Annotated in this window: 9 protein-coding genes; 1 reads left to right on the forward strand and 8 read right to left on the reverse strand. The window is 42.8% G+C overall.

What is annotated here, in order from left to right:
• Window positions 1–20 precede the first annotated feature (20 nt).
• The 5 genes from KA713_21535 to KA713_21555 all read right to left on the reverse strand — a co-directional run bounded on the left by KA713_21535 (window position 21) and on the right by KA713_21555 (window position 5,959).
• Window positions 21–1,004, reverse strand: coding sequence for an SDR family NAD(P)-dependent oxidoreductase (locus KA713_21535; protein UXE66977.1), 984 nt, complete (start codon window positions 1,002–1,004; stop codon window positions 21–23).
• The gene (locus tag KA713_21540; GenBank protein ID UXE66978.1) at window positions 1,001–1,723 is read right to left on the reverse strand and encodes a capsular biosynthesis protein; all 723 of its coding nucleotides are present in this window, start codon (window positions 1,721–1,723) and stop codon (window positions 1,001–1,003) included. The genes KA713_21535 and KA713_21540 overlap by 4 nt, the downstream gene beginning before the upstream one ends.
• Entirely contained in the window at window positions 1,724–4,042 is a 2,319-nt protein-coding gene (locus tag KA713_21545; GenBank protein ID UXE66979.1) for a polysaccharide biosynthesis tyrosine autokinase, read from the reverse strand.
• Window positions 4,042–4,728, reverse strand: coding sequence for a polysaccharide biosynthesis/export family protein (locus tag KA713_21550; GenBank protein UXE66980.1), 687 nt, complete (start codon window positions 4,726–4,728; stop codon window positions 4,042–4,044). Before KA713_21550 ends, KA713_21545 begins: the two co-directional genes overlap by 1 nt.
• Window positions 4,729–4,858: 130 nt before the next feature.
• The gene (locus tag KA713_21555; GenBank protein ID UXE66981.1) at window positions 4,859–5,959 is read right to left on the reverse strand and encodes a glycosyltransferase family 4 protein; all 1,101 of its coding nucleotides are present in this window, start codon (window positions 5,957–5,959) and stop codon (window positions 4,859–4,861) included.
• Between the two features lie 179 nt (window positions 5,960–6,138).
• Here KA713_21555 and hflX point away from each other — a divergent pair, with 179 nt between their 5' ends.
• Window positions 6,139–7,326 (forward strand): GTPase HflX, encoded by a 1,188-nt coding sequence (hflX, locus tag KA713_21560; GenBank protein UXE66982.1) that lies wholly within the window; start codon window positions 6,139–6,141, stop codon window positions 7,324–7,326.
• A 94-nt stretch (window positions 7,327–7,420) separates the two neighbouring features.
• Here the strand turns inward: hflX and KA713_21565 are convergent, their stop codons facing one another.
• From KA713_21565 to KA713_21575, 3 genes are read right to left on the reverse strand one after another with little or no spacing between them, the layout of a single operon-like run.
• On the reverse strand, window positions 7,421–8,593 hold the full coding sequence (locus tag KA713_21565) for a caspase family protein (protein UXE66983.1): 1,173 nt from the start codon (window positions 8,591–8,593) through the stop codon (window positions 7,421–7,423).
• 5 nt (window positions 8,594–8,598) lie between these two features.
• The gene (locus tag KA713_21570; GenBank protein UXE66984.1) at window positions 8,599–10,785 is read right to left on the reverse strand and encodes a fibronectin type III domain-containing protein; all 2,187 of its coding nucleotides are present in this window, start codon (window positions 10,783–10,785) and stop codon (window positions 8,599–8,601) included.
• 52 nt (window positions 10,786–10,837) lie between these two features.
• Window positions 10,838–14,626 carry a hypothetical protein gene (locus tag KA713_21575; GenBank protein ID UXE66985.1) on the reverse strand — a complete coding sequence of 1,263 codons (3,789 nt, stop codon included), beginning with the start codon at window positions 14,624–14,626 and terminating at the stop codon, window positions 10,838–10,840.
• Between the last annotated feature and the right edge of the window lie 9 nt (window positions 14,627–14,635).

The raw sequence follows: 14,635 nt of genomic DNA on the forward strand, positions 1-14,635 counted from the left end.
AGCCAAAGGCAACCTTGCGTTTATGATTTCTTTGTGGTATATGCAGTTAAAAAGAAATTGCAGCAGGTATCGAGGGTTTGCGATAGTGGTTTGAACTGTGCACCAAGTTGTTCAACTGCTTTTTTGTTTGAATAAACAGATTTTGATTGAGCCGATTTAATGGATTCTCGAGAGATCAATGGCTCTTTCCCGGTCAGCCAACTTCTTGCTTCTTCTAATCGCGCAAAAAGTGGTAGTAGCAAATTGGTGACTTGTAAGGAAGGGCTTTTTTTTCCAAAGCGTTTTGCGATTTCCATAAATAGATCGCGGTAGGCAATCGACCCTGCAGAAGCGATGAAGCGCTCACCATTGAAATTGGTTTGGTAAAGTTTATAGATGATGTCCACCACATTGGCAACATCTACATAATTGGCGGTGCCACCCGAGTAGAATTTGTTTTCGTTCCAAACGTAATTAAAAATTTTAGCACTGCTTTTGTCCCATGCAACGGGCGCAAGAATAAAAGACGGATTGACAATAGAAGTATGTAAGCCTTCTTCCATCCCGCGGTATACTTCCAGTTCAGCTAAATATTTAGACTTTGCATAATCCGAATTCAGGGGACTCTCTACCCATTGTGTTGATTCGTCAATGGTTTCAATTCCCTTCTTTCTTCCCAACGCGGCCACCGAACTGACGTGAATCAATTTTTTGATCCCATGAGTCAAACAAGCATCCACCACATGTTTTGTTCCCAATACATTGGTTTGAAAAATTTCATCTTTTGCCCGCGGATCAAAAGAGACCGATGCCGCAGCATGCACAACGGTGGTTGCTTTTTGGATGCATTCTGAAATCGTTACGGCATCACGCACATCCGCATCCATCCATTCGATGTTGCCCTTCAGGGAGGTATCTACTTTGCTGGAACTTCTTTTTAAGGCGATAACCGAGTGCCCTTGTGATAAAAATTGGTTTACCACAAAACGCCCTAACAAACCCGTGGCGCCCGTTACTAAAATCATATTGAATTGTTGAGCAAAGGTAATTGGATGGCTTTTTGATAGTACTTATTTCTCTGGCCGTTGGCAATAAAATTCGCTTGCAACGGGCTGTGGCAATCACTGCCCAAAAATTCTACCCAGCCTTTGTCGATAAATTGATAGGCCATTTTTTGCACAGGCCGAGAGTAGAAACCAAGTATTGATAATGTATTGAGCTGAAACAAAACACCACGGTTGCGCAAATCCTCGGCTTTTTCCAAGGTCATGTACTCATACCTTTCGGGATGCGCCAAGATCAGATGATAACCTTTGGAGGAGGCTTGAAAAATAAAATTTTTTAGTTGAAGCGGCTCGCTCAAAAAATTTGTTTCGAACAATAAATATTTCTTTCCGAAGGTTAAGAGTTGTTCGTTGGCATCCATTTTCTTTAATAGGAATTCATCTAAGTAATATTCTGCAGCAGCTTCAAGCTGTAGCATGATTTGGTTTTCGATCAGAAGGCCTTTTAACTCTTCCAATTTCGCCATTATTCCCGCTGGCTCATTTCGGTAAATATCGCTCATGATGTGTGGCGTGGTAATAAATCGTTCAATGCCCAAGCCACTTAATATACGAAGCATCTCTAATGTTTCGTTCCAATTTTTTGCACCGTCATCAATGCCAGCCAACAAATGCGAATGAATATCGGTTGAAGGCGGAGGTGTGAGGTGGAGATTTGCTTTTTTTAGAAAGGAGAACACTTACAAATGGAATAAACTTTTCAAACGTGATTTTTCTGGAGTCTCTTCGTAATAGCCATATCCGTATGTTTTGCCAGAGGACGGTTGGGCATTTAATACTACTGCCAAACCTTTCAGGCGATGCAGATTTTTAATACGGGTGATGTTCGCTAAAAATTCTCTCTTAGAATAATTGGCACGCACCACGTAAATGGAAAGATCTGACTGTTTCATCGCCATGATCCCATCGGTTACGAGTCCAACAGGAGGTGTATCGATTACTACAAAATCGTATTTGCTTTTAAGCTCTTCCAACATATCGGTAAATTCACCATTGAGCAATAACTCAGATGGATTGGGCGGATGAGGGCCTGCCGCTATAAAATCCAAGTTCTCAATTTCGGTCGGTTGAATACACTCTTGAAGTGTATTTTTTTTGATTAGTATAGTACTCACGCCCTTGGAGGTATCACGCGAGAGAAAATGACTTTCGTTTTTTTGCTTCCGCATATCCAAATCAACGAGGACTACTTTCTTTTTTGACATTGCCAGCACTGCACCTAAGTTAGCCGCTAAAAATGACTTTCCTTCACCTGAAATGGTAGAAGAAATAGTAATCACTCTTTTGTTGCCAATGGCAGTAAAGAAATCCAGATTGGTGCGCAACGTTCGGATTGATTCACTCACCACCGATTTTGGATTTTCATTGACATGAAAAGGTACGGCAGCCAATCGTTTGGATACGGGGATAACGCCAAGTATAGGGACAGTAATATTTTTTTCAACTTCGTGTAAGCTGGTAATCTTATTGGTGAGTAGATAAGCGATACCAATGAAAAAGAAATTAAGTACCAAGCTGGCTACCAATCCCACCCCTCGAATCAAATATTTTTCTGGTGAAATTGGTTTGGCTGGTAAAGTAGCACTTGAAAGTATTTTAAAATCAGGTGTGTTACCTGCTTGCGCTATTTCGAATTGTGCTTTACTCTGCATCATCGATAAGTAAAATTCTTCATACAGTTTATAGAATCGCTGGTTTTTCGAAAATTCGGTATTCTTGTCGGGCATCGATGCAAATTCCTTTTCCAACCGTTGCTGTTGAGAACCAATTTCCGCCAGGGTTTTTAACCATTCTTTTTTTAATTGTGTCAACTGACTAAACACCTGTTCTTTTAGATTAGTGGCTTCTTTTTGTTTTTGTTTGAAGGCAAAGGTGTTTTCGTTGTAGGCAAGCCCTAACTTTTCGCGCTCGTGAAACATTCGGTTCAAGTCATTCAATTGTTTGTTGAGATAGTCAGGCAAAAACAAACGCGATTGAAATTGGTGATTCACGTTTTCGTTGTTGATTAGGTCGATTACTTCATTTAGTTGCGTAACCCGTTTGGTTAGTTGATATTTTTGCGAATCTAACCGGTTGATTAAAACGATGGTTCTCTTCAAATCTTGTCCCAAGTCGCTGCTTCTATTTTTTAGAGTGAAATTTTCAAAATAGGTTTCGAAATTTTGCATTCGCTTCTCAACTTGACTTAACTCATTGTTTAGCCAGTTGATTTTTTGTTTGTTGGCAAGGTTTTTTTGTTCGTTGCTGTATTGGATATAAAGCGTATCCGTTTTATTAACAATGTCGTAGGCTTTCAGTGCATTGTTATCCTTAAAAGAAACACTGATGGTATTTGCGCTGAAATTGAGAGGAGTCACATCAATATTGGACGATAAGTAATTGATAAGGTTACTACGGCTGTTGATGACAAAGTAATAATCATTACTATCGTCTTCTTCAAAATCTCCATTCAATTGGATGAGCAATTCATTACCATCCATCATAATGGGTTTTCGAAAAGTGCCAGAAACAAAATTTCCGTTTTCATTGAGTTTAATTTTAAAAGACTGTTTGTCGATAAACTCAAAAAAGATCGGTTGATCTAAGATGCTCTTTGGAATTTTTTTATAGCGGACTTGAATGGGTGATTGTTTGTATAGTTCATTTCTTAGCACATTACCCAAACTGTAGTAGCTTACCCAAATGTCAAGCGAGTCAACCAAGCGATTGAAGAAAACCTTGGATTTTATCTGCTCAATTTCCCCAGAGACGATATTTATATTCTGATCTTCCACCATTGTTTTGATTCCTAGCTCAGTGGCATCACGTTTAATGTCCAACTTCATTTCAGAGTCGGATTGATAAACATCCTTTGTGTAACGAATGGTGAGGTAGGCAATCAGATTACAAGCAATAAAAATCGACAAGATCCACCATTTATTTTTATTGACAACAGACCACAGTTTCGTTTTGTCGATTGATTCAAACGAGTCAATATTTTGAGATGTGTTCTCCACCATTATTTGAGGCTTCGGATAAGTACCAATAAGGTAGTTAAGCTGACCACCAAGCTTACTACAATAAAATTGTCTTGTAGCCCCTCTGCAAATGGTCTGCGAATGGGTTCTACATAAATAATGTCTCCGGGTTCAACTAACAAGTTGCTTTGTCGATAACCTTCAATGGTGCTAAAGTCCAATTGGTAGACATGTTCGCCACGGATTAGCTTTATTTGATCGGCCTTGGCATCTTTCGAAAGTCCTCTGGCCATGGCCAAAACTTCAATCACGGTTATGTTTTGATTGGTTAGTGGCAGCACCAATCCTCCAGGCGCGCCCAAAACCGTTACGCGTTTGTTCACAAAATTGATTAACGTAAAAGACTCTTTAAAGTATTTTGAATATTCTTTTTGCGTTACTTCTTCTGCTTGTCGAAGCGTAAGTCCTTCCACCTTTATTTCCCCGATTACGGGAAACTTAACGATGCCATTCAATTCAACTAAGTAGTTGAACTGTGGTGCCTGAACGTTGTTAGCGGCTAGGTTTGGATTCGAAAGTTCTGGATTGGGGTCAATGATTCTTTCGCCTTTGTTGGTGAATACGTTGATGGTGAGTAAGTCATTTTTTTGAATCACATAATTTTTTTCAGCCAACGAAGCTTCACGCTTAAACACTTCAGGCTTAGCTGTATCGGTAGCCTTGAACATGATGTTTTGCTTATACGAAGCGCAGGACGCAACAACGATGAAAAGAAGAAAATATAACTGCCGCACGGTCGGTATTTTTTATAAAATAAGGCCTAAAATACTGACTTTTTGGAAATGTTGAGTTTTATAGTTACAAAGAGTGAAGGGTAGTCAAATATTTTTCTGCCACAATCTTTTCATCATACTCGGTTTCCATTTTTGCTCGGCCATTCTGGCCCATTTTACGAAGCGTTTCGTCATCGTAATTGGCCATTTCAAGCATTTTAGAGGCTAGGTCATCGGCATCTTTTAGTTTGCACAGCAGCCCATTGTATTGATGCTTAACTACATGATGGCAACCGGGCACATCCGTGGTTACAATTGGTTTGGCGGAGCTAGAAGCCTCTAATAAAGTCCGCGGGGTTCCTTCACGATAGGAGGGAAGTACAATGCAATCGGCTTGTTGAATGAAATGCCGAACGTCTTTGGTTGTGCCTAAATATTCTACTGTTCCGGCTTTCACCCACTCATCGATTACGCTTACTTCTATCCCCCGCTTGTGCTTTGGGTCCTTCGCGCCAAGCAATTGAAACTTGGCTTGCATGCCGGATGATTTTAGTTTTTTCGCGGCCTCTACAAATTCTAAAATTCCCTTGTCGGTAATCAAGCGAGAAATTAATAGAAAAGTAAAAGGTTGGTTTCTTTTAAAATCAACAGGTTGAAACCTCGATAGGTCGATGCCAGATCCTGGTAACAAATCGCAAATTTTTTGGTCAATCAATTTACGCTCGACAAACAGATTTAAATCATCCGGGTTTTGAAAGAAAACCTTTTTAGGAAAACGAAAAGCAATTTTGTAAAGCCAAAGGGCAAACTTGGCTACCACGGTATCTTTCAAAAAGATAGTCCCTAAACCGCAAATATTGTTCACCACAGGTATCTTCAGCATGGCGGCTGCCAGTGTGCCATACACATTTGGTTTGATGGTGTAGTGAAGAATAACATCTGGCCTTAGTCTTCTATAAATAGAAAACAATTCAAAAATCAGTGCGGTATCTTTTATAGGATTGGCTCCGCGGCTGTCCATGATTACATCGTGGTGAGTGCATCCTGCCTCTTCCAGAAATTTTGTGTATTCATCGCGCGGGGCGATGGTGTGAACTTCATGGCCTTGTGCCATCAGTTCTTTCACAAAGTTCATCCGGAAGTTGTATATGTTCCAAGATGTGTTCAATACTACGGCTACTTTCATTCGGCCAACGGGTGCCCCAAATTGACGGTTTGGGAAGGTTTAGGTTTACGATTTAGCACTCAATAACTCCTGATTATCAGTACTTTTTTAAGTAGTAAATTTCACAAAAGTAGCAAAAAGTAACCCGCCTAAGCAACTAACTTATCAATAAGCAATCAATAAGCTACTTTTGTAGGTACATGACGAATAAGAAAGCAATATTAGTAGCCTTGGCGGAACCCAAAACGCTGCCCGAGCAAACCACCGAACACTTGGATGAGCTGGCCTTTTTGGCGGAAACGGCCAAGATTAGCACCATTGGCAAGTTTGTGCAAAAACTGCCCCATCCCGATGTGCGCACCTTTGTGGGAAAGGGCAAGCTGGAAGAGATAAAAGAATTGGCTTTTCGAGAAAATGTGGACCACCTCATTTTTGATGATGACCTTAGCCCCTCGCAGTTGCGAAACCTTGAAAAGGAGATGAATCCTGCCGACCGTGAGGAAAACAAGATACGCGTATACGATCGAAGCTTGTTGATTTTAGACATTTTTTTGATGCGAGCACAAACGGCCCAAGCCAAAACACAGGTCGAATTGGCGATGAACCAGTACTTGTTGCCTAGGCTTACGCGGATGTGGACGCACTTGGAGCGGCAGCGCGGTGGCACAGGCTCGCGCGGTGGCGCGGGCGAGAAAGAGATTGAAACCGACAGGAGGATGATCAAAAATCAGATTTCGGTTTTGAAGGAAGATTTGAAAAAGATTGACAAGCAACGGATCACCCAACGCAAATCGCGGCAGAGTTCGGTACGTGTGTCGCTGGTCGGTTACACCAACGTGGGTAAGTCTACGTTGATGAATGTGCTTTCCAAAGCCGATGTAAAGGCAGAGAACAAACTCTTTGCCACCGTAGATGCCACCGTGCGCAAAGTGGTGATTGGTGATATTCCTTTTTTGTTATCGGATACGGTGGGGTTCATCCGAAAGCTGCCGCACCATTTGATTGAGTCATTCAAATCTACTTTGGATGAAGTGCGCGAGGCAGATATTTTATTGCATGTGGTAGATGTAGCACATCCGTTTCACGACAATCACATTGAAGTAGTAAAGCAAACGTTGGCCGAGATTGGGGCGGGCAATATCCCCACGGTGTTGGTATTGAATAAAATCGATTTGTTGAAAGATAAAGAAATCAACTTAGAGGAACTGAAAGGCTACTACCGCGAAAAAGGTTTTGGGCACGTGGTGTTTGTTTCGGCATTATCGAGAGAGAACCTGCAACAGTTTAGGCAACTGATTTTTGATATGGTAAGGAACAAGCATATTCAGATTTACCCGAATTATGTTTTGTCTGATCAGGTTCAATATTTTGGGGAGAAATTAGAATAGGGTCAAAATGAATTGGTGAGTGCTTCTTTAATCGAATTCAAGATTGATTTAATTTAATGAAGTTTCAATCTGGTCACCAAAAATCTCCCCTATCCTAGTTAGCCTTTGAAACAAAAACAAAATCGCTCGCTACATTATCTTCGCCAAAACCACCAAAGCGTGGCTCTGGTGTCAGCTTTTCAACATACGATTTCAACTCAGACAGCGTCAATATTCGGTCAGAGCCTCCACCTTCTTTTAACGCTTGCAAAAACTTCAACGCAAAAGGTGAATGTTTGCCAGCAATTCCATCTGAAACATATGTCTTTCCGCCAGAGGTTATGTACTTTCTAGTTCTGTGTGAAAGCTTGCGAACTAGGTATTCGTTGATGTTGGTTTCTGAATACGTGTCATTGCCACGCTCCTTAGCTACCAAAGGGTCGAACGTGCCACCAAAGCACACATCCATTGCTAAGAATACATGCTCGCTTGGAATGTTATTGATAACCGTGCGAAGTCGACTGTGCGAAATATAGGACGTTTTGCTTCGGTCATTTTCAAGTGAGTTCTTGGCTACGACAAAGCCCTCGCCAAAAGTATCATCAAAATAACCATGGCCTGCAAAAAATACCATGAGTTGATCTTGCGGCTTATATTTTTTTACTGAATAATCGGCCAGCTTGTTGAATACCTCTTCTTGACTCGCGTTTTCGATTATCTCCACTTCGAAACCATATTTTTCTTTCAGCTCGTTGGCAATCGTATTGGCATCATAAACGGGGTTAACAAGATCGCTCCAATTGTCATACTTATCGGTGGCAAACAAAATAGCATAGTCTTTTCTGTCAATGGAAATGGCATCTGCAATGGCATCTTTGCCCACTACTATTGTTCGCGCGCTGCTTACCTTACCCCCTTGTATGTTCGTGGCTGTCAATTTTACTGTATACGGCCCGTCTTGCAAATGCAACTCTTGTTTGTAGTTTTTAGAAAATGTGTTTTTCTCAACCGCCACACTCTTTTCATGTGTGTTTTTTTCTGGATCAGTAATCTGTAAGACAATTTCCTTCAAGGCAGTTTCGCTCTTAATGGAAACTTCAATAGCAAAGTCACCTTTTTGACTATTGGTAAATTCAAGCGATGGCGTTTGCCAACGGATAACTGGAAGCACCGCGTTTATTGATGATCCTTTGAAATCAAAGTTTATTTCATTCGTTTTTCCTGTGAAGGATTGCGACTGGCCACCTAATGCAATTGCAACAAAGCTGAAAATGATTAATACTCTCATAAGCTCTATTTTTTTATAACTCTTGAAACCATAGAAAACCCATTGACTTGAAAACGCAACAAATAAACACCATTGGAAACGGGTTGATCGGAGGCATCATCTCCTTTCCAGTTTGTGGAATAAACACCAGACGCATAGTTTCCATTAACAATCGTCTTTATCACCCTCCCAGTTAAATCGAGTACCGAAATTAAGACCGCGCTCTCAGCATCTTTCACTACAAACGAGACGTTGGTTTCTTCAACAAACGGGTTGGGCCATGCTGAGGTGCCCGCAATTATATCGGGAGAAATGCTTCTTTCATCTTTTCCAAAAAATACTTTGAAAGATTGATTGGTAGTAGGTATAAACGAATATTGATCTACCGTCTTCATATCTACTAACACGCGGTTACTTTGGTCGAAAAGAAGAAGTTGCGCATCACTGTCTCCCCAATTTTTGTTGCCCCAACTCAGCTTGGTAGCACCCTGTAGGTTTGATTCAAACTTAAAATCCCAATTGTAAGCAGCGGCCGCTGGCACTACATCCTTTGAAAACCATGGCGCAAAGTAGTCGGTATGGGTGGTATAAAATTCCAGATAGTTTATAAACCGTGGCTCAATTACTTCATCGTATTTATCCTTAGAAAGCGAAGCCTCGCTGTGCATGCCCACACCTGTTGAATAGTTTGTAATTCCTTCTTGCGAAACAGCGATGGGAACAAACCAATTCTGTGAATCCAAACTAGAGGTGAGTATTTCATCTCTCCCTTTTCTACCACCTGCACTATTTTTCAACGTAACCGGAATCTTCAATTCAATTGCTTGGGTGCTTGAATTGAACACAAAGCCCCCCGACCAGCTTTTTAAACTATTCGATTCATCCGTTAAGGTGAATTGGGTGGGATTGAAAACTTTTAGCTTGCCAATCTGATCTTTACTGGCAGACAGATTCACTATATCGTCCCAATCTACATTGAAAGTAAAAGGGTTCCCGATTTGGTTCCAGCCGCTCTCCAACCGTAAAATAAAATCTGTGGACTGGTTATTTTGTGACACCGTGCCGCCAGAGAAATTAATGGAAACATTTTCTTTGCTATTAAACCAATAGCCTTTGCCCAGTTCTATTTTGGTGAGCCCATCGCCATAATCTACATTCTTTCCTCCTTGATAGCGCAGCAACCTATACTTGGCTTTATTGGGCGCACCAAGTTCTTCAAAAATATTGGCGATTGAATTATCGGCTAATTGATAGGGTATTGAAAAAAGTTCATACGATTCCTTTGTGCCGCCTGATTTGGTAAAAGGTATATTTTGGCCTGCTGTTGGTAACGCCAGGTACACAAAATTCTTCGTTGTTTCCCGGGTATCTCCAATCGCATCTGTAATTTTAAAATAGAACTCCAATCCTATCTCATCGAACATTGCAGCCTCTATAGTTGCTTTGTAATTTGTTCCAACAGACGTGATTGTTGTGGGGGTATAACTACTACTGGTTATTTTTCGGAAATAAAAGACCACTGTATATCCGGGGGTACCACCTGATGCATCAACGCTAATGTTCGCTGATGAGCTTGTGAATGTGTTCGGATACGTCACGTTAGAAAGTTGCAGTGGAATGCCAGAAGGTGGGGCAATTGTGGACACGGGAATAGGCACTGAGCTTGGTGAAGCACCAGAGGCATTTACAGCCCTTACTCTATATCGATATTCCGTGCTGGGTGAAAGGTTGCTAACAATGTCTGATGTGCCTAACGGGATAGGCTTATTCGTGTAGTTTGGTAATGAGGGAGAAAAATTTGTAGATGCCAACGAAACATCCAGCAGATAACTGGTGGCGCCTTGCGCTGCTTGCCAGTTTGCTTTGAATGAATTGGATTGTTGATTGGTTGCATCACTGCCAACGGGTGTTGCGGGGAGCAACAGTTGGTTTTGGCTAGTTGAATTGGGTGATGTGCCTCCATCATTTTTTGAGCGTAGTCGATAGAAATAAGTTTTGCCTGCATCCAACCCGGTGATCACTTCTGAACTTACATTAGTCATCTGCTTATTTTGATAGCCTGTTAGAAAAGTGGAGAAATCGTTCACTAGCGAAACGTCAATAAAGTAGTTGGTGGCACCTGTTACCAAGTTCCAATTGGCGGTAAAAGCAAACTGTTCAACGCTTGTTGCCGCGGTCAGCACAGGAGTGGCAGGGATAGTAAACTGTTGCACCTCATCCGAGTTTACTGAAGTGCCAGAGGTATTTACCGCACGTACCTTAAACTTATACGCGGTGCCTGGTTCCTAACCCCGATACCGGTTGAGTAAGTGCATTCACCGCAAGGTTATCAAAGCCACTAACTCGGGTAACAAAGTTATCTTTCGATATATCAAGGCGATAGTTATCAGCACCTGTGGTAGCAATCCAGTTTACTGTCAACTGATTTTGTCCGACCAAACTAGCAGTAGGTGTCTCCGGTTTTCCTGGTACTGTGATTTTCGATCCCGAGTTGGAGGCGTTTACGGTTGTAAGGTAATTAGTTAATATGCCCGCTCCATTGAAAGAGAATACTTGATAGAAATAAGTTGTGCCAGCCAGCAATCCGTTATCGACAAAAGAGGTTGCTGTACCAATATAGGCCACCACTCCATCGCCAATCACATCTAACAAAGCATACGATTGGCCATCACTAGGTAAACCCGTAGCTGCAATGCCTGCTTTTCTAATTATCAAGTAACCTGCTGGGGCTGGACTCGCTGCCGTAAAGTTGATCGCTAATGAATTCATGGTGGGATTTGAAAATACTAACGCACTCGCTTGCGTGGTCGGCTCGGCTGTAAAAGTGAATTTACTTCCCGCCAACGGAGAAATAATATTATAACTTATCTGCGCACCGTTCTGATTATAAGAGAAGACTCGATAGAAATATTCAGTGCTCGCGGCAAGGCCACTGTTACTAATTCCGGAAGTACTCGTGCCAACAGAAACTATCTCTCCACCAGTTTGTGTGCCGATGGAATAGCTCACATTGTTTTGTGGAATAAACGTGGGACTTGCCCCGCTACTTCTAACCACCACATAACCAGAAACGCCTGCTGCGGCAGTGAACCCAACTGTCATAGCCGAAGAGGTTACGGCATTGAATGTGATATTAGTTGGTTGGACAGTAGGTGCTACCAGCAGTGTCAATTGATCTCCCGTTAAAGGCGATGTGCTTCGGTAGTTAATAGTTGCTCCACTTCCATTAAAAGCATAGATGGCATAGTAATAGCGCGTATTGGTGCTTAGCCCTGTTTCTGCAAATAAATTGCCCGCACCGATAAACGAAATGAATTCACTTCCCTGTATGCCTACAGAATAAGTTGTTCCATCAACTGGAACAAATACCGGAGTGACTGACGTAGACCGAACGGCTAGGTAACCCGAAGGTGAACCCGTGGCAGCGGTATATGAAACGGTGAATCCAGTAGCAGCGAGCGAAGAGAAAGTAATAGAAGTTGGTTGGGCAGCTGGCTCTGCTGCTAGCGTAGATCGGCTTCCTTCGAGCGGAGAAATAACATTATAACTGATCTGTGCACCATTCTGATTGTAAGCGTAAACGCGATAGAAATATTCAGTACTCGCGGCAAGGCCACTGTTACTAATTCCTGAAGTGCTCGTCCCAACAGAAACTATCTCTCCACCAGTTTGTGTGCCGATGGTGTAGCTCACATTATTTTGTGGAACAAACGTGGGACTTGCCCCGCTACTTCTAACCACCACATAACCAGAAACGCCTACTGCGGCAGTGAACCCAACGGACATAGCCGAAGAGGTTACTGCATTGAATGTGATATTAGTTGGTTGCACAGTAGGTGCTACGAGCAGTGTCAATTGATCGCCCGTTAAAGGAGATGTGCTTCGGTAGTTAATGGTGGCTCCGCTTCCATTAAAAGCATAGATGGCATAGTAGTAGCGCGTATTGGTGCTTAACCCTGTTTCTGCAAATAAATTGCCCGCACCGATAAACGAAATGAATTCACTTCCCTGTGTGCCTACAGAATAGGTTGTTCCATCAACTGGCACAAATACCGGAGTGACTGACGTAGACCGAACGGCTAGGTAACCTGAAGGTGAATCCGTGGCGGCCGTATATGAAACGGTAAACCCAGTGGCAGCGAGCGAAGAGAAAGTTATAGAAGTTGGTTGGGTAGCTGGCTCTGCTGCCAGCGTAGATCGGCTTCCCTCGAGCGGGGCGACCGACTGATAACTGATCTGCGAACCAAGTTGGTTGTAGGCAAACACATCGTAGAAGTAAGTAGTGTTTGCCAGTAATGAGTTATCAATGAAATTTAATGAAGAGCCAACATATGCAACCGTGCCATCCAAAAGAACTTGTCCTGTGGTGTAGAGGGTATTTGGCTGCGGAGCAAAAGTAGAGCTGAGACTGGGCTTTCTCACTACCAAATAACCCGAAGGAGACCCAGTTGCTGCGGTGAATGCTACCGAAATTGAACTTGCCGTTACGTTACTAAATAGCAACCCTGTAGGTGCCGATGCGGGCGGTGAGATTTGTGTTAGCTGACTTCCTTGCAGGGGAGTAGTCACCCGATAATTTAGTGAAGTACCACTGCCATTGTAGGCATACACGGCATAAAAGTAGGTGGTGTTTTGTGTAAGGCCTGTTTGCGGAAAAGTAGTGGCTGCGCCATTGTAAACAACCGCATCGGTACCAACTGTGGTGGTGTACGCAGTGCCGTCTACTGGTGTAGATGTAGGTGCAGAACCTACCTTGCGAAGCACCAGATAGCCAGTTGGGCTACCCGTTGCTGCTGTATAGCTCACCGTAAAACCAACATCCGTAACAGAAGCAAATTGCAAATTGGTGGGCTGCGCGGTTGGTTCTAGTGCTACTGTTCGCACATTGCTTTGTAGTGGCGAGGTGGTCAAATAAGAAATAGAAGTGCTCACCTGATTGTAGGCAAACACCCTATAAAAATACTGTGTGTCTGGCGTAAGGCCTGTTTCATTGAATAAAAACGTTGTGCCACTGTAGGCCACCACACCATCGCCTATATCTTGACCGAGTGTGTAACTGGTATTGTTGGTTGGGGTAAATGTAGATGCCGAACCAACCTTTCGAACTACCAAATACCCCGTGGGTGCAGTAGAAGGGGCTGTGAAAAAAGCCGTGAGCGAGGTGGATGTAACAGAACTAAACAAGAAGTTAGTTGGCTGTGCCGATGGTGGCGTTGCCAACGTGGTGAGGTTTTCTGTATTTGATTCCACAGAAGTGCAACTGGCAACGGCCCGCACGCGGTATTGATACGTGGTTGCTTGTGCCAGACCTGTGACTACTGAACTCAGTGCGGGTGCTGTAACCACTTTGCTATTGTAGCCACTCACAAACGTGTTAAAATTATCCGCACTTACATCCAATCTATAGCCGATGGAACCAGGCACATCGGCCCAACTGGCCGTAAAGCCAGAGGAAGTTACGCTGGCAGCGGCATTGATGGTGGTGGTAGGATGATTACACTTTGAAAAACTTTTAATGGCCACCACACTCCAATTGTTGTTGGCATCACGAGCGCGGAAGGTGATGGTGTGATTGCCTTCTGCAATAGCTGTTACCGGAACGGGCACACTCAGATCAGGAATCGAAACCCCGGGCGTTATGGCAACATTAGTACCCGCACCATAACCGGGATCAGCATCAATAAAGTATTCCAACTTATTGATGTTGGGCACAGGTGGCAACGGCAGTGAACTTAATTTGTAAAAAGGCCGTGAATAGGCTGCACTCCAATTGTTGTTGGCATCTTTTGCTCGTACAAAAAGCGTGTGAAAGCCATCACTTTGCGCGGCAATATTTATGGGAAAAGTAAAGTTGGTGATAGCCGTGGCGGGCGTAATGGCAACTGAAGTACCGCTTCCATAGCCAGGATCAGTATCAAAAAAGTATTCTACTACCGTTATGTTTTGGGCGGTAACAGTGAAAAAATTTAACATGAGTAGCAATAGCATGATATGCTTCGCAAGCCAGCGATAATCGGCAACCAAATTTTTGTTTATCTTTGAAAATAATTTCATATCAGTACT

Origin of the sequence: Chryseotalea sp. WA131a (genome assembly GCA_025370075.1) — a bacterium.
Lineage (GTDB): Bacteria > Bacteroidota > Bacteroidia > Cytophagales > Cyclobacteriaceae > ELB16-189.